At 71.6% G+C, this 23428-nt stretch carries 18 protein-coding genes; 11 read left to right on the top strand and 7 right to left on the bottom strand.

The window, feature by feature from the left end; all coding sequences use genetic code 11:
• Window positions 1-21: 21 nt before the first annotated feature.
• The 7 genes from ACZ3TS_RS09685 to ACZ3TS_RS09655 all read left to right on the top strand — a co-directional run bounded on the left by ACZ3TS_RS09685 (window position 22) and on the right by ACZ3TS_RS09655 (window position 8842).
• Complete coding sequence (locus tag ACZ3TS_RS09685; protein WP_467615485.1) at window positions 22-1629, top strand: acyl-CoA carboxylase subunit beta; 1608 nt, start codon at window positions 22-24, stop codon at window positions 1627-1629.
• A gap of 5 nt (window positions 1630-1634) precedes the next feature.
• The gene (locus ACZ3TS_RS09680; protein WP_467615482.1) at window positions 1635-3476 is read left to right on the top strand and encodes an acetyl/propionyl/methylcrotonyl-CoA carboxylase subunit alpha; all 1842 of its coding nucleotides are present in this window, start codon (window positions 1635-1637) and stop codon (window positions 3474-3476) included.
• Window positions 3477-3496: 20 nt separating this feature from the next.
• Window positions 3497-4657, top strand: coding sequence for an acyl-CoA dehydrogenase family protein (locus ACZ3TS_RS09675; RefSeq protein WP_467615480.1), 1161 nt, complete (start codon window positions 3497-3499; stop codon window positions 4655-4657).
• 27 nt (window positions 4658-4684) lie between these two features.
• Complete coding sequence (locus tag ACZ3TS_RS09670) at window positions 4685-6250, top strand: 4-coumarate--CoA ligase family protein (RefSeq protein ID WP_467615477.1); 1566 nt, start codon at window positions 4685-4687, stop codon at window positions 6248-6250.
• Window positions 6247-6984, top strand: a complete 738-nt coding sequence (locus ACZ3TS_RS09665) for an enoyl-CoA hydratase family protein (protein ID WP_467615475.1) — start codon at window positions 6247-6249, stop codon at window positions 6982-6984. Before ACZ3TS_RS09670 ends, ACZ3TS_RS09665 begins: the two co-directional genes overlap by 4 nt.
• A 7-nt stretch (window positions 6985-6991) precedes the next feature.
• Entirely contained in the window at window positions 6992-7588 is a 597-nt protein-coding gene (locus ACZ3TS_RS09660) for a TetR/AcrR family transcriptional regulator (protein ID WP_467615472.1), read from the top strand.
• A 237-nt stretch (window positions 7589-7825) separates the two neighbouring features.
• Window positions 7826-8842 (top strand): isopenicillin N synthase family dioxygenase, encoded by a 1017-nt coding sequence (locus tag ACZ3TS_RS09655; protein ID WP_467615469.1) that lies wholly within the window; start codon window positions 7826-7828, stop codon window positions 8840-8842.
• A 118-nt stretch (window positions 8843-8960) separates the two neighbouring features.
• On the opposite strand, the gene ACZ3TS_RS09650 is transcribed toward ACZ3TS_RS09655, so the two are convergent.
• On the bottom strand, window positions 8961-10061 hold the full coding sequence (locus ACZ3TS_RS09650) for a citrate synthase 2 (RefSeq protein WP_467615466.1): 1101 nt from the start codon (window positions 10059-10061) through the stop codon (window positions 8961-8963).
• A gap of 481 nt (window positions 10062-10542) precedes the next feature.
• Here ACZ3TS_RS09650 and pdxH point away from each other — a divergent pair, with 481 nt between their 5' ends.
• A complete protein-coding gene (gene pdxH / locus ACZ3TS_RS09645; protein WP_467615723.1) occupies window positions 10543-11181 on the top strand; it encodes a pyridoxamine 5'-phosphate oxidase in 639 nt (212 codons plus the stop codon).
• 327 nt (window positions 11182-11508) lie between these two features.
• Here pdxH and ACZ3TS_RS09640 read toward each other — a convergent pair whose 3' ends face one another.
• Both ACZ3TS_RS09640 and ACZ3TS_RS09635 read right to left on the bottom strand, forming a co-directional pair.
• Entirely contained in the window at window positions 11509-12369 is an 861-nt protein-coding gene (locus tag ACZ3TS_RS09640) for an alpha/beta fold hydrolase (RefSeq protein WP_467615463.1), read from the bottom strand.
• Between the two features lie 685 nt (window positions 12370-13054).
• On the bottom strand, window positions 13055-13747 hold the full coding sequence (locus tag ACZ3TS_RS09635) for a metal-dependent transcriptional regulator (RefSeq protein ID WP_467615461.1): 693 nt from the start codon (window positions 13745-13747) through the stop codon (window positions 13055-13057).
• Between the two features lie 296 nt (window positions 13748-14043).
• Here ACZ3TS_RS09635 and ACZ3TS_RS09630 point away from each other — a divergent pair, with 296 nt between their 5' ends.
• On the top strand, window positions 14044-14832 hold the full coding sequence (locus ACZ3TS_RS09630) for an SIS domain-containing protein (RefSeq protein WP_467615458.1): 789 nt from the start codon (window positions 14044-14046) through the stop codon (window positions 14830-14832).
• A 95-nt stretch (window positions 14833-14927) separates the two neighbouring features.
• Here the strand turns inward: ACZ3TS_RS09630 and ACZ3TS_RS09625 are convergent, their stop codons facing one another.
• From ACZ3TS_RS09625 to ACZ3TS_RS09610, 4 genes are all read right to left on the bottom strand, one after another.
• Window positions 14928-16322, bottom strand: a complete 1395-nt coding sequence (locus ACZ3TS_RS09625; protein ID WP_467615455.1) for a PAS domain-containing protein — start codon at window positions 16320-16322, stop codon at window positions 14928-14930.
• A gap of 149 nt (window positions 16323-16471) precedes the next feature.
• On the bottom strand, window positions 16472-18064 hold the full coding sequence (locus tag ACZ3TS_RS09620) for a transporter (RefSeq protein WP_467615453.1): 1593 nt from the start codon (window positions 18062-18064) through the stop codon (window positions 16472-16474).
• On the bottom strand, window positions 18061-18852 hold the full coding sequence (locus ACZ3TS_RS09615) for an ABC transporter ATP-binding protein (protein ID WP_467615450.1): 792 nt from the start codon (window positions 18850-18852) through the stop codon (window positions 18061-18063). Before ACZ3TS_RS09615 ends, ACZ3TS_RS09620 begins: the two co-directional genes overlap by 4 nt.
• Window positions 18853-18994: 142 nt before the next feature.
• Entirely contained in the window at window positions 18995-19648 is a 654-nt protein-coding gene (locus ACZ3TS_RS09610) for a bifunctional DNA primase/polymerase (RefSeq protein WP_467615720.1), read from the bottom strand.
• Window positions 19649-20051: 403 nt separating this feature from the next.
• Here ACZ3TS_RS09610 and ACZ3TS_RS09605 point away from each other — a divergent pair, with 403 nt between their 5' ends.
• Complete coding sequence (locus ACZ3TS_RS09605) at window positions 20052-21437, top strand: transcriptional regulator (RefSeq protein WP_467615448.1); 1386 nt, start codon at window positions 20052-20054, stop codon at window positions 21435-21437.
• Between the two features lie 263 nt (window positions 21438-21700).
• The gene (locus ACZ3TS_RS09600; protein ID WP_467615445.1) at window positions 21701-23374 is read left to right on the top strand and encodes a hypothetical protein; all 1674 of its coding nucleotides are present in this window, start codon (window positions 21701-21703) and stop codon (window positions 23372-23374) included.
• Window positions 23375-23428: the final 54 nt, after the last annotated feature.

The following is a 23428-nucleotide window of genomic DNA, read 5'->3' as shown; positions in this document are numbered from 1 at the left end:
CCACTCCCCGGAGGCCCGCCCGTGACGGTCCTTGCCACGGCCGTGGACGTCAACGACCCCGACCACCGGGCGAACCGTGACGCCATGCTCGCCAAACTCGCCGAACTGGACGCCGAGCACGCCAAGGCACTGGCGGGCGGCGGCCAGAAGTACGTCGAACGGCACCGCGGGCGCGGCAAGCTGCTCGCCCGCGAGCGCATCGAACTGCTCCTCGACCCCGACACGCCCTTCCTGGAGCTGTCCCCGCTCGCCGCCTGGGGCAGCGCCTCCCCCGAGTACACCGTCGGCGCCTCCCTCGTCACCGGCATCGGCGTCGTCGAAGGCGTCGAGTGCCTGATCACCGCGAACGACCCCACCGTGCGGGGCGGCGCCAGCAACCCGTGGAGCCTGAAGAAGGCCCTGCGCGCCAACGACATCGCGTTCGCCAACCGACTGCCGTGCATCAGCCTCGTCGAGTCGGGCGGCGCCGACCTGCCGTCCCAGAAGGAGATCTTCATCCCGGGCGGGGCCGTCTTCCGCGACCTCACGCGGCTGTCCGCCGCCGGGATCCCCACCGTCGCCGTCGTCTTCGGGAACTCGACGGCGGGCGGCGCGTACATCCCGGGCATGTGCGACCACGTGATCATGGTCAAGGAGCGCGCCAAGGTCTTCCTCGGCGGGCCGCCGCTCGTGAAGATGGCCACCGGCGAGGAGAGCGACGACGAGTCCCTCGGCGGCGCCGAGATGCACGCGCGCGTGTCGGGCCTCGCCGACTACTTCGCCGTCGACGAGCGGGACGCCCTGCGGCAGGCGCGGCGCGTGGTCGCCCGACTCAACCACCGCAAGGCGTACGCCGATCCGGCCCCGGCGACCCCTCCCGAGTACGACGAGGAAGAGCTCCTCGGGATCGTGCCGGGCGACCTGAAGGTGCCCTTCGACCCGCGCGAGGTCATCGCCCGCATCGTCGACGGCTCCGACTTCGACGAGTTCAAGCCGCTGTACGGGGCCAGCCTGTGCACCGGCTGGGCCACCTTGCACGGCTATCCGGTCGGAGTGCTGGCGAACGCCCAGGGCGTCCTGTTCAGCGAGGAGTCCCAGAAGGCGGCGCAGTTCATCCAGCTGGCCAACCAGCGCGACATCCCGCTGCTGTTCCTGCACAACACCACCGGCTACATGGTCGGCAGGGAGTACGAGCAGGGCGGCATCATCAAGCACGGCGCCATGATGATCAACGCGGTGTCCAACAGCCGGGTCCCGCATCTGTCCGTGCTCATGGGCGCCTCGTACGGAGCGGGCCATTACGGCATGTGCGGGCGGGCGTACGACCCGCGCTTCCTGTTCGCCTGGCCCAGCGCCAAGTCGGCCGTCATGGGTCCGCAGCAGCTCGCCGGTGTCCTCTCGATCGTCGCCCGGCAGTCCGCGGCCGCCAAGGGGCAGCCGTACGACGAGGAGGCGGACGCCGCGCTGCGCGCCATGGTGGAGCAGCAGATCGAGACCGAGTCGCTGCCGATGTTCCTGTCCGGGCGGCTGTACGACGACGGGGTCATCGACCCGCGCGACACCCGTACCGTCCTCGGCCTGTGCCTGTCCGCGATCCACACGGCGCCCTACGAGGGTGCGCGTGGTGGGTTCGGCGTCTTCCGGATGTGAGGCCCGTGATTACTTCCGTTCTGGTGGCGAACCGCGGCGAGATCGCCTGCCGTATCGTCCGTACCTGCCGTGAGCTGGGCATCGCGACCGTCGCCGTGCACTCCGACGCCGACGCGAACGCGCTTCACGCGCGCGTGGCGGACGCGGCGGTCCGGCTGCCGGGGGCGGTGCCCGCGGACACGTATCTGCGCGGCGACCTGATCGTGAAGGCGGCCCTCGCGGCCGGCGCCGACGCCGTGCACCCCGGGTACGGCTTTCTGTCCGAGAACGCCGACTTCGCGCGCGCGGTGCTGGATGCGGGCCTGGTGTGGATCGGCCCGCCGCCGGAGGCGATCGAGGCGATGGCCTCCAAGACCCGGGCGAAGAAGCTGATGGGCCTGGAACCGCTGGCCACGGTCACCGCCGACGACCTCCCCGTCCTGGTCAAGGCGGCGGCCGGCGGCGGCGGACGCGGCATGCGGGTCGTAAGGGACCTGGACGCCCTGGACGCCGAGCTGACCGCCGCGCGCGCCGAGGCGATGAGCGCCTTCGGCGACGACGAGGTCTTCGTCGAGCCGTACGTGGAGGGTGGACGCCACGTGGAGGTGCAGGTCCTCGCCGACACGCACGGCACGGTGTGGGCGCTCGGCACCCGCGACTGCTCCCTGCAGCGCCGCCACCAGAAGGTGATCGAGGAGGCCCCCGCACCGGGCCTGACGCCCGAACTCGCCGACGCCTTGTGCGCGATGGCCGTAAGAGCCGCCCGTGCCGTCGACTACGTCGGCGCGGGCACGGTGGAGTTCCTGGTCGCGGACGGCAAGGCGCACTTCCTGGAGATGAACACACGCCTCCAGGTCGAACACCCCGTCACCGAGGCGGTGTTCGGTATCGACCTGGTGGCCCTGCAGATCCGGGTGGCGGAGGGCGCGGTCCTCGAAAGCGAGCCGCCGCACCCGCGTGGCCATGCGATCGAGGCGCGCCTCTACGCAGAGGACCCGGCGCGGGACTGGGCCCCGCAGACCGGCACGCTGCACCGCCTCGCCGTACCGGACGTGCGCCTGGACGCGGGATATGCGGACGGCGACGCGATCGGGGTCCACTACGACCCCATGCTCGCCAAGGCCGTCGCCCACGCCCCCACACGCGCCGAGGCGATCCGCAAGCTGGCGGGCGCGCTGGAGCGGGCGGAGGTCCACGGCCCGGCGACCAACAGGGGCCTGCTCGTACGGTCCCTGCGCCACGAGGAGTTCACGGCGGCCCGTATGGACACCGGCTTCTACGACCGCCACCTGACCGAACTGACCGAGCCCGTCGGCGACCCCTGCGCCCCCCTGGCGGCCGCCCTGGCCGACGCCCACGGCCGCTCGCGGTTCGGCGGCTGGCGCAACGTGTCGTCGGGGCCGCAGGTCAAGCGGTACCTGATGAACGGAAGCGAGCTGGAGGTCCGCTACCACCACACCCGCGAGGGCCTGACGGCGGACGGGGTGCGCGTGGTGCACGCGGACGCCCGCTTGGTCGTCCTCGAAGTGAACGGTGTGCGGCGCAGGTTCCAGGTGTCGCGATACGGCGACCAGGTGTACGTCGGACCGACCGCGCTCACGGCTCTGCCCCGCTTCCGGGAGCCCACCGCCGACCACGCCCCGGGCTCTCTGCTCGCGCCGATGCCGGGCACGGTCGTCCGGATCACCGAGGGCCTGGCGGTCGGTGCCGCCGTGCGGGCCGGCGAGCCCCTGCTCTGGCTGGAGGCGATGAAGATGGAGCACAAGATCACGGCACCGGTCACCGGAACGCTGACGGCCCTGCACGCGAGTCCCGGCCGGCAGGTGGAGGTGGGCACGCTGCTGGCAGTCGTAGAAAGCGCTTCTTAACCGTCCTGCGAGGAGCCCTCATGACCTCTGTCACGGAAACCGAAGAACAGAAAGCCCTCCGCTCGGCCGTCGCCGCCCTCGGTAAACGCTACGGCCGTGACTACCTGACCACCGTGATCAAAGAAGGCCGCCATCCCGAGGAACTCTGGGCGGAAGCCGCCAAGCTCGGCTACCTCGGCGTGAACCTCCCGGAGGAGCACGGGGGCGGAGGGGGCGGCATCTCCGAACTCTCCATAGTGCTCGAGGAATTGGGGGCGGCCGGGTGCCCCCTGCTCATGCTCGTCGTCTCGCCCGCGATCTGCGGCACGGTCATCGCGCGCTTCGGCACCACCGCCCAGAAGGAACAGTGGCTGCCAGGTCTGGCAGACGGCACCCGCACCATGGCCTTCGGGATCACCGAACCCGACGCGGGATCCAACTCCCACCGCATCACCACCACCGCGCGCCGCGACGGCGAGAACTGGATCCTCAGCGGCCGCAAGGTGTTCATCTCCGGCGTGGACATCGCCGACGCGACCCTGATCGTCGGCCGCACCGAGGACGCCCGCACCGGAAAGCTCAAGCCCTGTCTGTTCGTCGTCCCGCGGGACGCGGCCGGATTCGGCCGGCGGCAGATCGACATGGAACTCAGCAGCGCGGAGAAGCAGTTCGAGCTCACCCTCGACGACGTACGGCTGCCCGCCGACGCGCTCGTCGGCGACGAGGACGCGGGGCTGCTCCAGCTGTTCGCCGGTCTCAACCCCGAGCGCGTGATGACCGCCGCCTTCGCGATCGGCATGGGCCGCTACGCGATCTCCCGGGCCGTCGAGTACGCGCGCGACCGTACCGTCTGGAAGCAGCCGATCGGTGCCCACCAGGCGATCGCCCACCCCCTCGCGCAGGCGCACATCGAACTCGAACTGGCCCGCCTGATGATGCAGAAGGCGGCATTCCTGTACGACTCCGGGGACGACGTCGGCGCCGGAGAGGCCGCCAACATGGCCAAGTACGCCGCCGGAGAGGCCTGTGTGAAGGCCGTCGACCAGGCCGTGCACACCCTCGGCGGCAACGGCCTCACGCGCGAGTTCGGGCTCGCCTCGCTCATCACGGCCGCGCGCGTGTCTCGTATCGCACCGGTGAGCCGGGAGATGATTCTCAACTACGTCTCCCATCAGACCCTGGGTCTGCCCAAGTCGTACTAGGCGCACAACGTCGTGCTAGGAGGAACCGTGTTCCGCAGCGAGTACGCAGACGTCCCGGCCGTCGAACTTCCCATCCACGACGCGGTGCTGGGCCGTGCCGCCGAGTTCGGCGAGCTGCCCGCCCTGATCGACGGCACGGACGGCACCACCCTCACGTACGAACAACTGGACCGGTTCCACCGGCGCACGGCGGCCGCGCTCGCGGAGGCGGGCGTGCGCAAGGGCGACGTGCTCGCGCTGCACAGCCCGAACACCATCGCCTTCCCGGTGGCGTTCTACGCGGCCACGCGCGCGGGTGCGTCGGTCACGACCGTGCACCCGCTGGCCACGGCGGAGGAGTTCGCCAAGCAGCTGCGGGACTCGGCCGCGCGCTGGATCGTCACCGTCTCACCGCTTCTGGAGACGGCCCGTCGCGCCGCCGAACTCGCGGGCGGCGTCCGGGAGATCTTCGTCTGCGACAGCGCGCCCGGCCACCGGTCCCTGATCGACATGCTGGCCTCCACCGCTCCGGAACCGGTGATCGGCATCGACCCCGTGGAGGACGTCGCGGCGCTCCCTTACTCGTCCGGCACCACGGGCATTCCCAAGGGCGTGATGCTCACGCACCGCCAGATCGGTACCAACCTCGCGCAGATACGGCCGCTCATGGGGACGGGCCCGGGCGAGCGCATCCTCGCCGTACTGCCCTTCTTCCACATCTACGGCATGACAGCGCTCATGAACGCACCCCTGCGGCAGGGGGCCACCGTCGTCGTGCTGCCGCGCTTCGACCTCGACACCTTCCTGGCGGCCATCCAGAACCACCGCATCACCGGCCTGTACGTGGCCCCACCGATCGTGCTGGCCCTCGCCAAGCACCCGGCCGTCGCGCAGTACGACCTGTCGTCCCTGAAGTACATCATCAGCGCCGCGGCACCCCTGGACGCCAGGCTGGCGGTGGCCTGCGCCGAGCGCCTCGGTCTGCCGCCCATCGGCCAGGGGTACGGCATGACGGAACTGTCCCCGTGCACGCACGTCGTGCCCCTGGACGCCCGCGACGCGCCCCCCGGCACGGTCGGCAAGCTGGTCGCCGGCACCGAAATGCGCATCATCTCCCTCGACGACCCCGACAAGGACCTCGGCGTCGGCCAGAGCGGAGAGATAGCCATCCGCGGCCCCCAGGTGATGAAGGGCTACCTGGGCCGCCCCGCCGCCACCGATGCCATGATCGACCGGGACGGCTGGCTGCACACCGGGGACATCGGCCACGTCGACGCCGACGGCTGGCTGTTCGTCGTCGACCGCGTCAAGGAACTCATCAAGTACAAGGGCTTCCAGGTCGCCCCCGCCGAACTGGAGGCGCTCCTGCTGACCCACCCGAAGATCGCGGACGCCGCTGTCATCGGGGTCTACAACGACGACAACAACGAGGTCCCGCACGCCTTCGTGGTACGCCAGCCGGGTGCGGACGACCTCACCGCGGGGGAGATCATGATGCACGTCGCCGAACGCGTCGCCCCCTACAAACGGGTTCGCAACGTCACCTTCATCGATGGGGTCCCGCGGGCCGCCTCCGGGAAGATCCTCCGCCGGCAGCTCAGGGAGCGCTCGTGACCGAACCCGCACGCGCCGTGAAGGACCGCGGCATCACCACGCTCACCCTCGACTCGCCCGGCAACCGCAACGCCCTGTCGTCCGCCCTCGTCGGCGCACTGGCGGAGGCGCTCACCCGCTGCGGCAAGGACCGCGACGTACGCGCCGTCGTCCTCACCCACACCGGGAACACCTTCTGCGCGGGCGCCGACATGCGCGACCCACCGCACCCCGAGGCACTGGTCGGGCTGCTGCGGCAGATCGTCGAGCTGCGCAAACCCGTCGTCGCCCGGGTGACCGGACACGTACGCGCGGGCGGCCTCGGCCTGCTGGGCGCCTGCGACATCGCGGCCGCCTCAGCCGCGGCCACCTTCGCCTTCACCGAAGTACGCATCGGCGTCGCGCCCGCCGTCATCTCCCTGCCCCTGCTGCCCCGCGCGGACCCCCGCGCACTCGCCCGTTACTACCTCACCGGCGAACGCTTCGACGCCGGCGAGGCCGTACGCACCGGTCTGCTCACCGCGGCCGGCGACGACGTCGACGAGGTGCTCGCACCCGTGCTCGACGGAATGCGCCGGGCCTCGCCCCAGGGCCTGGCAGAGACCAAACAACTGCTCACGGCTACTGTGCTGGAAACCTTCGACCGGGACGCGGCCGACCTGACCGCGCTCTCGGCCCGGCTGTTCTCCTCCCCGCAGGCCCGCGAGGGGATGACGGCCTTCCTCGAACGACGGGATCCCGCATGGGTGGTGTGAACGCGGCATGGTGGTGAGCACGGTCGAACGCGTCCCCAAGCAGGACCGCAGCCGGGCCACCCGGCAGCGGCTCCTCGAGGCCGCCGTGGCCTGCCTCGCCGCACACGGCTGGGCCGGCTCCACGGTCTCGGTCGTCGCCGAACGGGCCGGCGTCTCCCGGGGCGCCGCCCAGCACCACTTCCCGACCCGGGAGGACCTGTTCACGGCCGCCGTCGAGTACGTCGCCGAAGAGCGGTCCACCGCGATACGGGCCCTGTTCCCGCAGGGCGCCGCCGACCGGCGCGCGGTGGTTGCCGCCCTCGTCGACCTGTACACCGGGCCGCTGTTCCGCGCCGCCCTGCACCTGTGGGTCGCCGCGTCCAACGAGGACCAGCTGCGCCCGCGTGTGACGGAACTGGAAGCCCGCGTCGGCCGCGAGACCCACCGCATCGCCGTCGACCTGCTCGACGCCGACGAATCCCGCCCCGGCGTCCGCGAAACCGTCCAGGGCCTGCTCGACATGGCCCGTGGCCTCGGCCTCGCGAACCTGCTCACCGACGACGCGGTACGCCGGGAGCGGGTGGTGGCCCAGTGGGCGGCGCTGCTGGAGGAGACGCTGGGCTGAGGGCGTACCGTCACACGACCGGGAACGACGCCGCACACGCATCGCAGGCCCCGCAGTACCCTTGCCCCATGCTTCCGATGCTTGTCCGACGCCGGCACGTGGACTACGTGCGCGTCACGAGCATGGGCTGTCGGCGTTCTGCCTGATCCAGCCCCCTTTCTCCTCCCTCCTGTGGCACCCGGGGCTCCGCCCTACCCTCGGCGGGCCCGTGCCCCGTACACCTTGCGGACGCATTCCATGACGAACCCGTCGTACGACCAGCTCCCGATCATCGACCTCTCCGCGGCCGACCGTGGCCCCCAGGCGCGGGCGCTGCTTCGCGCACAGCTCCACAGCGCCGCCCACGACGTGGGCTTCTTCCAGCTCGTCGGCCACGGCATCACCAGAGCCGAGACCGACGCCCTGCTCGGTGCCATGCACGCCTTCTTCGCCCTCCCCGAAGCCGACCGCCTCGCCCTCGACAACGTCAACTCGCCCCACTTCCGCGGCTACACCCGGACCGGCGACGAACGCACCGGCGGCACCCGAGACTGGCGCGACCAGCTCGACATAGGCGCGGAACGTCCCGCCCGCACCCCGGGCCCGGGCGAGCCCGCCTACTGGTGGCTCCAGGGCCCGAACCAGTGGCCCGCATCCCTCCCCGAGCTGCGCACCGCCGCCCTCGCCTGGATCGAGCGGCTCAGCGGGGTCGCTCGGCGGCTGCTGCACGAACTGCTCGCCGCGATCGGCGCACCCCCCGGCTTCTACGACCCGGTCTTCGGCGACCGCGCCCACCCCCACCTCAAGCTCGTGCGCTATCCCGGCAGCGCCGGAGACGGCGCGGACCAGGGCGTCGGCGCGCACAAGGACTACGGCTTCCTCACCCTGCTGCTCCAGGACCGGATCGGTGGACTCCAGGTGCAGCGCGAGGACGGACGGTTCCACGATGTGCCACCACTCGACGGGGCGTTCGTCGTCAACCTGGGCGAACTGCTGGAAGTGGCGACCGACGGCTACCTGATCGCGACCAACCACCGGGTCGTCAGCCCGCCCGGTGCCACCGAGCGGTTCTCCGTGCCGTTCTTCTACAACCCGCGCCTGGACGCCCGCGTCGAACCGCTGCCCTTCCCGCACGCCTCCACCGCGCCTGGCATCACCGACGACCCGGCCAACCCGCTGTTCGCCGAGTACGGCTTCAACGAGCTCAAGGGCAAACTCCGGGCACACCCGCTGGCAGCGGAACGGCATCACGCGGACCTGCTCAGCCCCGCGTGACGCCGGACGGCCCCGCGCCCCTTCAGGGGCGCGGGGCCGTATCGACATGCGACTTCGCCGCATGGGCGCGGCCGGCCGGAACCGGCCCGCAGCCGGCCCCGGTCCTCCCGCGGAGCGACTAATGCGCGATGTCCGCGTACCCCTCGATCTCCTGAGGGCCGCGCGGACCGGGTCCGACATAGCGCGCGGACGGGCGTACCAGGCGGCCCGTGCGCTTCTGCTCCAGGATGTGTGCCGACCATCCCGCCGTACGGGCACAGGTGAACATCGACGTGAACATGTGCGCCGGGACGTCCGCGAAGTCCAGGACGATCGCCGCCCAGAACTCCACGTTCGTCGCCAGAACACGGTCCGGGCGACGGTTGTGCAGCTCCTCCAGGGCCGCCTTCTCCAGCGCCTCCGCGATCTCGAAGCGCGGGGCACCCAGTTCCTGGGCCGTACGGCGCAGCACGCGCGCCCGCGGATCCTCCGCCCGGTACACCCGGTGACCGAATCCCATCAGCCGCTCGCCCTGGTCGAGTGCCTGCTTCACATACGCCTCCGCGTCACCGGTGCGCTCGATCTCCTCGATCATGCCGAGCACACGGGAGGGCGCACCGCCGTGCAGCGGCCCTGACATGGCACCCACCGCACCGGAGAGCGCCGCGGCCACGTCCGCACCCGTGGACGCGATGACCCGCGCCGTGAAGGTGGACGCGTTCATGCCGTGCTCGGCGGCCGACGTCCAGTAGGCGTCCACGGCCGCGACGTGCTTCGGGTCCGGCTCCCCCCGCCAGCGGATCATGAACCGCTCCACGACGGAGTGCGCCTTGTCGATCTCGCGCTGCGGCACCATCGGCAGACCCTGGCCGCGGGCCGACTGGGCGACATACGACAGTGCCATGACGGCAGCGCGCGCCAGGTCCTCACGGGCCTGCTCGGCATCGATGTCCAGGAGCGGTTTCAGGCCCCACACCGGGGCCAGCATGGCGAGCGCCGACTGCACGTCCACGCGGATGTCACCGGAGTGCACCGGAATCGGGAACGGCTCGGCGGGCGGCAGCCCGGGGTTGAAGGCGCCGTCGACGAGCAGCCCCCAGACGTTGCCGAACGAGACATGGCCCACCAGGTCCTCGATGTCGACGCCCCGGTACCTCAGGGCCCCGCCCTCCTTGTCCGGTTCGGCGATCTCCGTCTCGAACGCGACGACTCCTTCGAGTCCGGGTACGAAGTCGGACATCAGGCGGCTCCTCGTGATGTGTGCGGCGGATGTGGTCTGTGGGGATCCCGTCGGCCCCGTCCATGGGCCACGGGGCGGACCGTGCGGTGGACGTCAGCTGCCGGGAAGGCTTGCCGCCCCGGCTCCGCGGTCACTGACGAAAGACTCGCGGTCCGAAACGGTCACCCGGGTGATGCCCCGATCGGTCGGCGGTCACCCGCCCCGACCGGCATCTGCACGATATCCCCGAGTGCCACCTTTGGGGAGAGCTTGCGGCACTCAGTGCCACGCAGTGATGAACCACACCCCCATCCGAAGTGCCAGGGCCGTGCGGCAAGATGACCGCGTGACCGACCGCTTCCCCGACGAACCCGCACCCGAACCCTCGTCCGAACCTCCCGTCCACCCCTCCGCCAAATCCACCGCGGAGCCGGTCCTCGAATCCATCGTCGAACGCGCGGCCGCGGGCCCTGCCGAAGACCTGGCCACCGACCCCGCCGCGATGCGCGCGCACTACCGCGCCGAGGGACTCGACGAGCCGTCGCTCGCCCCCCACCCCATGGACCAGTTCGCCCGCTGGTTCAAACAGGCCGCCCAGGCATCCGTGGCGGGAATGATCTACGAACCGAACGCCATGGTCGTCTCCACGGCGGACGCGGACGGTCGCCCCAGCTCACGCACGGTCCTGATGAAGCAGTACGACGAACAGGGCTTCGTCTTCTACACCAACTACGACTCCGGCAAGGCCCGCGACCTGGCGGCCAACCCCCACGTCTCGCTGCTCTTCCCCTGGCACCCGATGGCCCGCCAGGTGATCGTCACCGGCACCGCCCGCCGCACCGGCCGCGACGAGACCGCCGCCTACTTCCGCACCCGGCCACACGGCTCCCAGCTCGGGGCCTGGGCCAGCGCCCAGTCCTCGGTCATCCCCTCGCGAGCCGAACTCGACACCGCATACGAGGAGCTGAGCGCCCGCTACCCCGAGGGCTCCCAGGTCCCGGTCCCGCCGAACTGGGGCGGCTTCCGCATCACCCCCCGGACGGTCGAGTTCTGGCAGGGCCGCGAAAACCGTCTCCACGACCGCCTCCGCTACGTTGCGCAACCGGACGGCTCGTGGCAGGTGGAACGGTTGAGCCCCTGAGAGTGCCCACACACGCAGACGACCCGCGAGCTCAGGTCCCCCGCCTGACGGCGGAGGAGCCGGCCGGACGTACCGGCGAGCTCGCGGGTCGGGTGACTGCGTTGGATTAGGCCGGCTGCGCGTATCTCGCACGCGCTGGTCCGGCGCCGAACCGAGTACGACGGCGGGCCACTAGCCCGCAGTCACCTCTTCCGTCCGGTATTCATACATCTGCCGAACCACCTCCTTTCCGAAGTAACAGCCACCCTAAGAACCGGTCGGGCCAGGAGCAACCGTTTTTCCCGGAAGTTGGTGGACCGAATTCCGGACGGCCGCCATATCCGCCGTTCACACCGTGAGCACCCGGTCCAGAAACGGTTCGACAGCCGCCCGCCACGCCTCCGGCTGGTCGTAGTGGACGAGGTGGCCGGCGTCGGCGACCTCCGCGTACTGGCCGTGGGGCAGGACGCGCACCATTTCCTGGGCCTCGGCACGGCCCAGCTCGCCGTCCAGGCCGCGGACGACGAGGGCCGGGCACTGCACCTGGGCCAGCTCCTCCCAGTGCGCGTCGTACACCCAGGTCTGGCGTGACTTCAGCATCTGCTCCGGTTCGAAGACGGGTCGCCAGCCGTCCTCGGACTCGGTCATCACCTCGGCGTAGAACTCGCCGCGGGCCGGGTTCGGACGCTCCACCCAGGGGTCGTCCTCGCCGAACCACTTCCGTACGTCGGCGAGCGTGGCGAAGGGGAGGGGCCAGGACTTGAACCACTTCTCCCACTCGCGCTGCGTGGCGGCGCCGAGCGCGGAGGCCCGCATGTCGGAGATGATCAGGCCACGTACCAGCTCGGGGCGCTTGGCGGCGAGCTGCCAGGCGGTCAGCGCGCCCATGGCGTGGCCGATGAGGACGGCCGGGGCGAGGTCGAGCTGTTCGAGGGCGGCCTCGGCGTCGTCGATGTAGGCCTCGCGGGTGTACTCGCCTTCGGGAGGCTTGTCGCTCTGGCCGTGGCCGCGCTGGTCGAGTGCGATGCCGCGGTGGCGTTCGGAGAGCCAGCGGGCTGTGGGCGCCCAGTGCGAGGCGCGTCCCATGAGCCCGTGCAATAACAGCACACCGGGCGCCCGCTCACTCTCCCCGGTCTTGGGAGGGTCGGCGAACTCCCACGCGGCGAGGCGTACGCCGCCCGCTCCGGTCACATCGATGCGCCGCACCATCCTCTTGGCACCCCCCTGCTTTTGCCCGGACCGCTTGCTCGTGCTCCGAGCGACTGGGTCCACGCGCTCGTCGTACTGCCGCTGTCGTACTGCTGGTCCTGCTGGTTCGCTGATCACCGCTGCCGCCCGGTGTCGCGCTTGCGGTGGTGTCTGCTGCTCGTTCTGTCACGGGACGCGCTCGTTGGTACAGCGCACGGTCCGGTGGGACCGTCACCCCCACGCTATCGAATGACTATTCGAAAATGCCGATTCTGGAGGCAACACCCCTCCTTCGAGTGACCTCCCTCGAGGATTGGCAGCCGCATCCGCGGGGAGATCTTCAGCGGGAGGCGGACCGCTCGGGGAAAAACGGTCCGAGGGGGACGACCCTGAGAGCTCGGGGCTCCGGGTCGAAACAGGGGAGGACAGGCCCCGGCGCCTCAGGGCGCCGGGGCCCTTCCCATGACTACGGCACATCCTCCCGCCCCCTCCCTGATCAGGCGACAGCGCTGTCACCCTCCGCCCAGGCGCCCACCGGTCATATGCCTCATGCGACAGCCTCGCATGCGAACGGCCCGAACGCTGCGATTCCGCACACTGAATCTTGAATTCAGCCGGAACGCGGAAGCGTCACAACAGCCTCTGGGATCACGTGAGTTGACGGGCACCGGAGTGTCCCGACGGTGCCTTGTGGATCTTCGGGGGCCTAGCGCTTGGCTACGAAGACGTGGGACGCGACGTCCGACTCCAGCTCGGCCGCCTCGCCGCCGCTGCCGACCAGGACCCCGCCCGCGGACTCCGTCACGCTGACCACCGAGCCGGGCTGCACGCCCGCCCGCCGCAGCGTGTACATCAGCTGCGCATCCGTCTGGATGGGCTCGCCGATGCGTCGCACGACGACGGTCTTGCCGTCCGAGCCCGGGTCCAGGTCGGCCAGCGACACCATGCCCTCGTCCAGGAACGGGTCGGCGCCGTCCTTCTCGCCCAGCTCTTCAAGGCCCGGGATCGGGTTTCCGTACGGAGACTCGGTGGGGTGACGCAGCAACTCCAGGACGCGGCGCTCGACCGCCTCACTCATCACGTGCTCCCAGCGACACGCCTCGGCGTGCACCTGCTCCCACTCGAGGCCGATCACGTCGACCAGCAGACATTCGGCGAGACGGTGCTTGCGCATCACGCGGGTGGCGAGGCGGCGGCCCTCGCCCGTGAGCTCGAGGTGACGGTCCGCGGCGACCGACACCAGCCCGTCGCGCTCCATGCGCGCCACCGTCTGGCTGACCGTCGGGCCGCTCTGGTCGAGCCGCTCGGCGATCCGGGCGCGCATGGGGACCACGCCTTCCTCTTCCAGCTCGAGGATGGTGCGGAGATACATCTCCGTGGTGTCGATCAGTCCGGACATTCGTGCCCCTTGATGAGATCTGCCGGAGGCTCACCGGCGTGTGCGCTGGCCCTGGACTCAATTCTGACGCATGCCACTGACAACCGTGGAGCGGCGACGAAACCGGGGGCCACGGATGCCGGCCCGTCCCCGGGGGCGGCCGCTCGGCCCGCAACGGCCTGGCCGTATTGACATCCCACTGGTCCAGACCGCAACGTGATCCGCGACACGGGCCGTCACGGGCGCCGGTGCGTGGTCGGTGGGCTGTGGTCGCCGTCCGCGGGGAACGACACCGAGACTTCGAAGGGGCGTCGCCGATGAGCGGGGAGCCGAGTGGGGGGAAGCCGCGGGGCGGGAGTGAGCTGGCCGGGCGGTTCTTCGACGCGGCGATCGGGCTGCTGCAGCGGGTGCGGGACGAGGACGCGGAGCCGATCGCTGCCGCGGGCACCCTGATCGCGGACACCGTCGCGTCCGGCGGCCGGCTGTTCGCGTTCGGCGCCGGGCACTCCTCGCTGGCCGCGCAGGACCTGGTGTACCGCGCGGGCGGCCTCGCCCTGATGAATCTGCTCGCGGTTCCCGGCGTGGTCGGCGTCGACGTCATGCCGGCGACCCTGGGCTCCGCGTTGGAGCGGGTCGAGGGGCTGGCGGGCGCGGTCCTCGACTCCAGCCCCCTCCGGGCCGGCGACCTGCTGGTGATCGTCTCCCTGTCGGGCCGCAACGCGCTCCCCGTCGAGATGGCGATGAACGCCCGTGCGCTCGGCGTCAAGGTCATCGGGGTGACCTCGGTGGCATACGCCTCGGAGACGAAGTCGCGGCACGCCTCCGGCACGTACCTCAAGGACCACTGCGACATCGTCCTCGACTCGAAGATCGCGGTGGGCGACGCGGTGCTCAGCGTCGACACCGTCCCCGCCCCGTTCGCCCCGGCCTCGACGGTCGTCACCGCGGCGCTGCTCCAGGCGGTCATGGCGACGGCCGCGGGCGCCCTCGCGGACCGCGGCATCGAACCGCCCCTGCTGAGGTCGGGGAATGTCGACGGCGGCCACGAGTGGAACGGCCGGGTGATGCGGGAGTACGGCGACCGGATCTTCTACCGACAGGCGTAGTCGCCCACGGAGGCGGCAGTCGCGCCGCTGTCGTACCCGGTCATATCGTCCATACCGGTCATGCGCGTCGTGTCGCTCGGGCCCACGCCCGGCGCCTACACCTCCGCAGCCGCCCCCGACATGTCGGCCAGGTCGAGCGCGGCGGCGATCCGTGCGGCGACGTCCTCGCCGTACTGCGCGTCGGAGCGTTCGAACCGGCTGCGCCCCGCCCCGCGCAGGAACGTCACCACGCCCAGGGTCCGGCCGCGGCTGCGCAGCACCGTACACAGTGCGTGCACCGCGTCCGCGGGCCACTGCCGGGCGAGCGCCCACTCGCGTGCCTGTTCCGGGTCGACATTCCCCGCGCCGGCCCGTACGGATCCGGCGCGCGCCACGCACTGCAGGGCCGGATGCCTCTCGCCGTACCGCACGGGCAGCCCCGCCTTCCCGGTGAGCACGCTCGGCCCGGGCGTGCCGGACGGCGTCTCGACGGCCCGTACCAGCCGTACCGGGCCCTCCCCGTCCGCCACCACCGAACCGCCCATCACCCGGTCGATCAGCGCGTGATCGGCGAATCCGGCGAGCGCGAAGTCCAGATGGACGGTGGCCGCCTCCCCGGGGTCCTCGCATTCGGCCGCGGCCCGTGCGGCGCGGTGCAGTTGGTTGGAGCGGAAGCGCAGCAGTGCCGCCTCCTGTTCGGTCTGCTTGGTCTCGGTGACGTCCTGGAACAGCCACCCCACGCCCAGCGGAACCGGTTCTTCCGCAAGGGGTGAGGACAGTCGCAGGAACCCGCTGCGCCAGCACCGCCGCTTCTCGCCCTCGGCCGTCCGTACGCTCACCCACATCTCGGCGGGAGCGGGCGGGGCGCCCTCGGCGAGCACATGGGTCAGCGCGCTCTCCAGCTCCTCGACACCTTGGGAGAGCAGGTCTCCGAGGGGCCGCCCGAGCACGGCCGTGCGCCCGATGCCCAGGGCACGGGCCGCGTGGGCGTTGACGACGGCGGGCCGCAGGTCCGCGTCCACGAGCACGACACCCCAGCTCGCGTCCTCGAACAGGGCCTCGCTCAGCGCGATGGACCGCTCCAGATCGATCTGCGCGTGGACCTCGCTGAAGGCGCAGTAGACCCCGGCGGGCTTCCCGTCGGGTCCCCGCACCGCCGCGGACTGGGTCCGGACGAGCACCCGCCCGCCCTCCTTGGTGAGAAGCGCGAACTCGTGCACCTGACGGCCGAGGGCGTCCATCGCGGACATCAGCCGCCCCTGGACCTCGGCGGCGTCGGCGGTCCGCACGGCCCACCCGGCGAATCCGCGGCGGCCCACCGCTTCGGCCGCGGACCACCCGAGAATCCGCTCGGCCTCCCTGTTCCAGTGGGTCACGACTCCGGAGGCGTCGAAGGCGCACAGGGCCGCGTCCATGCCGTCGAGGAGCGCGGCGAGAAGATCAGAACCGTCCCGTTCGGGCTCGCCCGGCCCCAGTTCGTCCGTGGTCCCACTACGCCGGGAAGCACTCACCTGAACCCCCTGCAGGCTGCTCCGTCGCACGTACGGCGCGTTCGTCCGCTCACTCGCAATCATTCAACTCGAACGTGACGCAGCGCACGTCTGCTTCCCAAAAGATTGGAGGAATCGTTGCACCCCGGATGTGCGCCCCATCCGGCTCTCTAGCCCTTGCTGACCGCCGCCAGGATCTCCGGCAGCCGTCCGGCCGTGCGCGGTGCGGCGAGGCGCAGGCCGAGCAGCGTGATCAGCGCGCCGTAGGCGGCGCCCGCCGGCAGCAGCAGCCAGGTCCACTCGTCGCCGCCCGAGGCGACGTTCAGCCAGATGGTCGCCGCGATCACGGGAGCGGTCAGCAGGGCGGCCGAGACCATGCCGCCGAGGATGGAGATCCAGGCGAGCCCGGCCTGCCCGGGGACCACGTTCTTGTAGCCCTCCTGCGGGATGGAGTAGGGGAAGCGGGCCGAGGACCAGGCGCCGGTGGCCAGCATCGCGCCGAGCAGCGCGAAGGACAGCCCGAGCACCTCGGGCAGCTTCGGCCAGGCGCCGAGGAGCGCGGTCGTCACGACCGTGACGACGGTGGCGTACGGCAGCGTGATCAGCAACAGTGCCAGTGCCCGGCCGCGCAGTTCGGCGTAGGCGTCCCGGGGGGAGGAGATCGTCATCGCGACCATCCAGAACGCGGACGTGTCCTGTCCGAACTGGTTGTACATCTGGATGCCGAGCATCCCGGCCGCGAAGCAGGCGAAATAGATGGAGCCGGTGCCCTGGAGGGCGTTGAAGGCCGGGACGATCAGACCGATCGCGAGCGAGGTCACCCATGCCGCCTTGGTCTTGGGATCACGCCAGACATAGCGCAGACTGCGCTCCATCACGGTGCCGGTGCGACCCGCGGGCAGCAGCCGGGACAGGCCCGTCGAGGTGCGCTCCCGGGGACCCGGTTCGGCGGCCTGGAGCGTGGACTGGTCCGGCGAGGTCATCAGTTTCGTCAGGCTGCGCGACCACAGGGTCAGCAGTCCCGCCGACGCGGCTGCGCTCAGCGCGAGTTGGGCGACGGCGGCACCGTACGAACCGCGGCTGACGGAGTCCACGGCCCCGATCGCGGAGGCGGGCGGGACCCAGCGCAGCACGTCCCCCGCCGGGTCGAGCGGGGACAGTCCGGCCGACCCCAGGCGCTGCGCACCGAAGTTGACGAGCTGCGCCCCGACGGCCACGACGAGTCCGCTCAGGACGGCCAGGTCCCGGCCCTTGCGGCTGGTCAGCAGCCGGATGTTGGCGACGGCGACGGCCCGTGCGAGCGCCACGCAGACCAGCAGCGTGAGGACGACGGCGACGACGGCGGTGCCGTACGCGGCCGCCCCGTGCGCCAGGGAGATCACCGAACCGGTCAACAGGCAGAGCGTGAAGAGGGGGCCGATGCCGACCATGGATGCCGCCAGCAGGGCCCGGACCAGGGGCCCCGGGCGCAGCGGCAGCATCACCAGGCGGCTCGGGTCGAGCGTCTCGTCGCCGCTGGGGAAGAACAGCGGCATCACCGCCCAGCCGAGCGCCAGGATCTCGACGAGCAGAACCGCGATGGTGGCGGCGTGCGCGGTGCCGCGCAGGGCGATCAGGCCGAGCAGTTGCAGGGCGGCGATCAGGAGGACGAAGACGACGGACGTGAGGTACGCGGCCCGTCGGCCGGCGGACTGCCGCAGCCCGTTGCGCAGCAGGGACAGCTTGAGCCGTACGACGGTGGGGGTGAGGCCCACGGCGTTCATCGGGCGCCGCCGCCGAGCCAGTTGAGGTCGGTGCCCGCGGTGCGGGCGCGCGCGCCGACCAGTTCCAGGAACGCCTGCTGCAGGGTGGGCGCGGCGCCGCGTACCTCGGCGAGCGGCCCGTGCGCGCGGATGCGTCCCGCGGCCATGACCGCCACCCAGTCGCACAGCGACTCGACCAGCTCCATGACGTGGGAGGAGAAGACGACGGTGGCGCCGGAGGCGGTGTACCGCTCCAGGACGCCGCGGATGGTCTGCGCGGAGACCGGGTCGACGCCCTCGAACGGCTCGTCGAGAAAGAGGATTTCGGGGTTGTGGAGAAGGGCGGCGGCCAGCCCGATCTTCTTGCGCATGCCGGTCGAGTAGTCGACGACGAGCTTGTGCTGGGCCCCGGCCAGATCGAGGACGTCGAGGAGCTGGGTGGCCCGCTTGTCGACCTCGGCGCCGGGGAGCCCGCGCAATCTGCCCGTGTAGGCGAGGAGTTCGCGCCCGGAGAGGCGTTCGAAGAGCCGTAGTCCTTCGGGCAGGACGCCGATGCGGCCCTTCACCTCGACCGGGTCGCGCCACACGTCGTGCCCGACGACCTCGACGGTGCCCTGGTCGGGCCTCAGCAGCCCGGTGACCATGGACAGGGTGGTGGTCTTTCCGGCCCCGTTCGGTCCGACGAGCCCGATGAACCGCCCGGCAGGCAGATCGAGGTCGATCCCGGCGACGGCGACCTGCTCCCCGAACCGCTTCCAGAGCCCCTGCACCCGTACGGCGGCCACACCCGCCCGTGCTCCCTCGGTCATAGGAGCACCCTACGGGGGAGGAGCGCCCCTTCAAGGAGCACTGGGCGGCGGCATCGTGCGGCTTCGCCGCGCGGGCGCGGGCAATCAGGAACGCACCGCAGCCGCCGCACATCGGCTAACGGGCAGGACGGACCGCGAGGGCTTACCGATCCCGCCCGCACGCGTACGCCAACGGCGAGATCAGCTCCTCCGCATCCGGCAGCCATCGGTTCGCGGGCGTCGGCCGGCAGACCCACTGCACGGCCCCCCGCGTCACGTACCGCGTGGGCGGCGCGGCCACATACGCACCCTCGCCCAGAGTGACCAGGTCGAGGGAGGAGGGAGTCCAACCCAGATTCCGCATCAGGTCGGGGGCCTTCGCCGACGCGCCCGGAAGCACGAAGAACTGCATGCGCCGGTCCGGCGTCAGGGTCACGGGACCGAGCGTCAGCTCCATGCGCTCCATGCGCGCGAGCGCGAGGAAGCCGGCGGTCTCCGGCACGTCGATCGCATCGAAGGTGCGCCCGGTGGGCAACAGGATCGAGGCGGTCGGCTGCTTGGACCACAGGCGGCGCACGACGGTCGCACTGCCGGTCGCCTGCGTCGCCCAGTCCTCACGCGCCGGGTGCGCACCCGGCGCGGAGCAGGCGGGCTGACCGCAGGAGCAGCGGCGCATCCCGTCCACGGCTTCCAGCCAGGTCCCGGGAAACACGTCCCAGTGACGTTCCTCGGCGTAACGTACGGCGGCTTCCAGGAGCGAATCGCCGCGCGGCTTCGGGATGGGGGCAGCTTCAGGGCCCGCGATGGTCTCTTCCACGATGAGCTCAACTCCAGCGGTCACGGGGGGTTACGCCCCCTCTCCCGGTGCCATCACCCGGGCTGGTAACGCCTTTTGGGCATGCCCTTTTTGTCCCACATGCGCGGGGGAGGAGCATCGCCTGTGCGGGTGGGGCGCACGGGTGCACGAGCGGGGGCGCGCAAGAGGAACGGCAGCGGGGGCTGGGTAACCACGTGGGGGACACGGCATCAGTCTTTACCCCGGCAATCCGTGCATGTCTCGCATTAGAGATATGTCTGCTGGGCATCGATCTTCAAGGCCGGATCCCTTCGGTGCACAGAAGAAGTGTTCCCGGAGCCCGGCCGCTGAAGACACGTCAACTCGGTGCGTGAGCAGGCACCGCAGCCACCAGGCGAACCGAACCATGGATATGGGGGTGCGCATGGCCGCAAGGCCTCTCGTCGCGCGGCAGCCGAACGAACGGCTGCAGGCGCTCATTCAGGAAGCGGGCTGCTCGAACGCGGGGCTCGCCCGCCGGGTCAACATGTGCGGAGCGGAACACGGCCTCGATCTGCGCTACGACAAGACGTCGGTGGCCCGCTGGCTGCGTGGACAGCAGCCGAGGGGCCGAGCGCCGGCGATCATCGCCGAGGCGCTCGGCCGCAAGCTGGGGCGTACGGTCACGATCGACGAGATCGGCATGGCCAACGGCAAGAACCTCGCCTCGGGCGTGGGCCTGCAGTTCTCGCCGACGGTGCTCGGCGCCATCGAGCAGGTCTGCGAGCTGTGGCGCAGCGACGTCGGCCGCCGTGACTTCCTCTCCGGTTCCTCGGTCGCCGCGTCGGCGCTCGTCGAGCCGAGCCGTGACTGGCTGATCTCTGCGCCGGATTCGCAGGTCGCGCGCTCGGCGGGGCCGCGGGTGGGGCGGTCGGACGTGGCCGCGGTGCGCGCGATGACCCAGGCGCTGGTCGAACTGGACCACCAGTTCGGCAGCGGGCATGTGCGGCCGGTGGTCGTGCACTACCTCAACAGCGTCGTGTCGGGCCTGCTCGCGGGCTCGTACCGGGACGCCGTGGGGCGCGAACTCTTTGCTGCCGTCGCACGCTTGACGGAGCTGGCCGGGTACATGGCCATCGACACCGGGCAGCCCGGACTCGCCCAGCGGTACTACATCCAGGCACTGCGGCTCGCTCAGGCGGCGGGCGACCGTGGGTACGGCGGCTATGTCCTCGCCGCCTCCATGAGCCACCTCGCGGCGCAGCTCGGAAACCCGCGTGAGATCGCGCAGTTGGCGCGCGCGGCCCAGGAAGGGGCGCGGGGGCGGGTGACACCGCGTGCGGAGGCGATGTTCTACGCCGCCGAGGCACGGGGACACGCTCTGATGGGCGACGCGCGGGCCGCTCAGATCGCGTCGGGGCGCGCGGTCACGGCGCTGGAGGGGGCCGACGCGGCGTCCGGGGACGACCCGGCGTGGATCGCTCACTTCGACCAGGCGTACCTGGCGGACGAGCTGGCGCACTGCCACCGCGACCTGGGGCAGGCCGAGGCGGCGGCGCGCTGCGCGGAGGAGTCCCTTGCCGGGCACCCAGAGTCGCGGGCCCGGCGCCGGGCGATCGGTTATGTGCTGCTCGCCACGGCGCAGGTGCAGCAGCGCGAGGTGGAACAGGCCTGTCACACGGGTCTGAAGGCCGTGCAACTGCTCGGCACGCTGCGGTCCGATCGCGGCGCCGAATATCTGGAGGACTTCCAGCAGCGGTTGGAGCCGTATCGGGAAGAGGCGGTGGTACGGGAGTTCGGGGCGCGGCTGGATCTGGCGGCAGCGGCGTAGGGCTCCGGCGGAGGCCACGCAGTGCTCCGCCCCTTCGGGGGGACCCCCTTACGAGGTGCCGCCTTCGGCGTGAAGCCCCGGAAAACGTGGGGTGTTCGGCGGGCGAAGGGGTCGGGAAGGGCATCAGCAGCGTCCCGCGCGACGGTTTTGTTACCGCGGTCACATGGGTACGAGGTCACGCCCTGTGCTGCGTGGCACCGGGTTGCGGGGACCCGGTAGCGTGAGCCGACGATTCCCAAGGTCCCCCATTCGTAGGAGTCCCGGTGACGCAGAGTGGACAGGGCGAGGAGCCCTCGGCGCGGCCCGCGCGCGAAGGCATCGTGCTGCCCTCCGACGGCGGCGAGCCCCTGCTGCCGGGCCAGACGGGTGGCGCGAACGGTTCCGCGGTTCCGGCAGGCGGCGGTGGTGCGGCTCCCTTGGGCGGTTCCGGCGGTCATGGCGCCCCGGCGGGCGGTCAGACCTGGGGCCAGCCGTGGGGGCCGGGGCAGGCGGCCCGGACACCTCCGCCCGGCCAGGGCTGGGGCGGCGACGCGGCACAGCACTGGGACGCGCCCCAGCAGCCCGGGTCGGCGCCCGCACCGGAGTGGGGTGCTCCGGCCTGGGGCGGGGCTCCCGCCTCCCAGCAGCCGGGGCAGCCGCTGCCGCCGCAGGCACCCATATCCGCCGGGCCGCTGCCGCCCGAGGGCGCGCAGGCGCCGTCGTACGGCATGGACGGACAGGTCGCGCCCCAGGGCGTGCAGCACTTTCAGCAGGGCGCACACTCCCTGCCGCATGCCACGCACTCCGCGCCCCTGCCCCCCGCGGCGGGCCCCGCGCCCCTCCCGTCCGCCGCGGACGAGGGCGCGACGCAGTACATCCCGCCGGTGACCGCTGCGGCCGGCGGAGACCCGACGCAGTATCTCCCGCCCGTCGCCGCCGCTGCCGACGAGGCGGCGACCCAGTACATCCCGCCCGTCGGGCCGGGGGCGCTGCCGCCGGAGACGCCCACGGACGACGCGACGCGGTTCCTCGGCCGTGGCGGGGGCTCCCCTGCCGCCGGTCCGCTGCCGCCCGCCGGCCCCGACGCACAAGCCACGCAGTACATCCCGCCCGTGCCCGGACAGCCGGGCCCGGCGCCGTACGGGATGGGCCCGGGCACGCCCGGCGGCGACCGGCACACCCCGGCCGAGTTCGACAACCTCTTCCGCAACGACGCGGGCGGCCCCGATGCCACCCAACATCTGCCGCGGTTCGACGCGCCGGGCGCGCCGGGCGCTCCCGTGGGTCGGTCGGCCGGACGGCGCGCCGGCGACGGGGGCGGCCGAAGCCGCTCGCGTGTGCCGCTCATCGCGGCCGTCGGAGTGGGCATCGCCGTCCTCGGCATCGGAGCCGGCGCCCTGCTCAGCAGTGGTGGCGGCACCGACGGCAAGAACGACAACAGCAAGAACGTCTCGGCGACCGGCCCGGCCGCGGACGCCTCGGCGTCGGGCTCCACCGACTCCGCCAAGGAGCAGGCCGTCGCGCTCGACAAGCTCCTCGCCGACAGCGGCAACAGCCGCGACTCGGTGATCAAGGCGGTCGCCGAGGTCAAGGCCTGCCAGAACCTCGGTCAGGCGGCCACCGACCTGCGGAACGCGGCCAAGCAGCGCAGCGACCTGGTCACGCGGCTGTCCGGGCTCGCGGTCGACCAGCTCCCCGGCCACGGTGAGCTGACCACCGCGCTCACCAACGCGTGGAAGGCGTCCGCGTCCGCCGACACCCACTACGCCGCCTGGGCCGACCAGGTCTCGGGCAACAAGAAGGGGTGCAGGAAGGGCCAGGCCCGCACCACCGGACAGACCGCGGCGGGCAACCAGGCCAGCGGCACGGCAAGCGGCCAGAAGGTGAAGGCCGCCCGGCTGTGGAACACCATCGCCCAGAAGTACGGTCTGACCCAGCGCCAGCCGACCCAGCTGTGAGCACGGCGGGGTGTGCCGCTCCGGAACCGTTCGACGCGGGAGCGGCACACCCCG

This window comes from Streptomyces sp. NPDC022910 (genome assembly GCF_055561075.1).
The sequence above is the reverse complement of the archived record's forward strand: the minus strand, read 5'-3'. Positions and strand labels throughout refer to the sequence as shown.

Excerpts from the sequence above, each read along its gene's own strand:
- ACZ3TS_RS09655 (WP_467615469.1), top strand. The coding sequence starts at position 7,826 with ATGACGAACCCGTCGTACGACCAGCTCCCGATCATCGACCTCTCCGCG.
- pdxH (WP_467615723.1), top strand. The coding sequence starts at position 10,543 with ATGCGCGCGCACTACCGCGCCGAGGGACTCGACGAGCCGTCGCTCGCC.
- ACZ3TS_RS09615 (WP_467615450.1), bottom strand. The coding sequence starts at position 18,852 with ATGACCGAGGGAGCACGGGCGGGTGTGGCCGCCGTACGGGTGCAGGGG.
- ACZ3TS_RS09660 (WP_467615472.1), top strand. The coding sequence starts at position 6,992 with ATGGTGGTGAGCACGGTCGAACGCGTCCCCAAGCAGGACCGCAGCCGG.
- ACZ3TS_RS09675 (WP_467615480.1), top strand. The coding sequence starts at position 3,497 with ATGACCTCTGTCACGGAAACCGAAGAACAGAAAGCCCTCCGCTCGGCC.
- ACZ3TS_RS09620 (WP_467615453.1), bottom strand. The coding sequence starts at position 18,064 with ATGAACGCCGTGGGCCTCACCCCCACCGTCGTACGGCTCAAGCTGTCC.
- ACZ3TS_RS09605 (WP_467615448.1), top strand. The coding sequence starts at position 20,052 with ATGGCCGCAAGGCCTCTCGTCGCGCGGCAGCCGAACGAACGGCTGCAG.
- ACZ3TS_RS09630 (WP_467615458.1), top strand. The coding sequence starts at position 14,044 with ATGAGCGGGGAGCCGAGTGGGGGGAAGCCGCGGGGCGGGAGTGAGCTG.
- ACZ3TS_RS09640 (WP_467615463.1), bottom strand. The coding sequence starts at position 12,369 with ATGGTGCGGCGCATCGATGTGACCGGAGCGGGCGGCGTACGCCTCGCC.
- ACZ3TS_RS09650 (WP_467615466.1), bottom strand. The coding sequence starts at position 10,061 with ATGTCCGACTTCGTACCCGGACTCGAAGGAGTCGTCGCGTTCGAGACG.
- ACZ3TS_RS09635 (WP_467615461.1), bottom strand. The coding sequence starts at position 13,747 with ATGTCCGGACTGATCGACACCACGGAGATGTATCTCCGCACCATCCTC.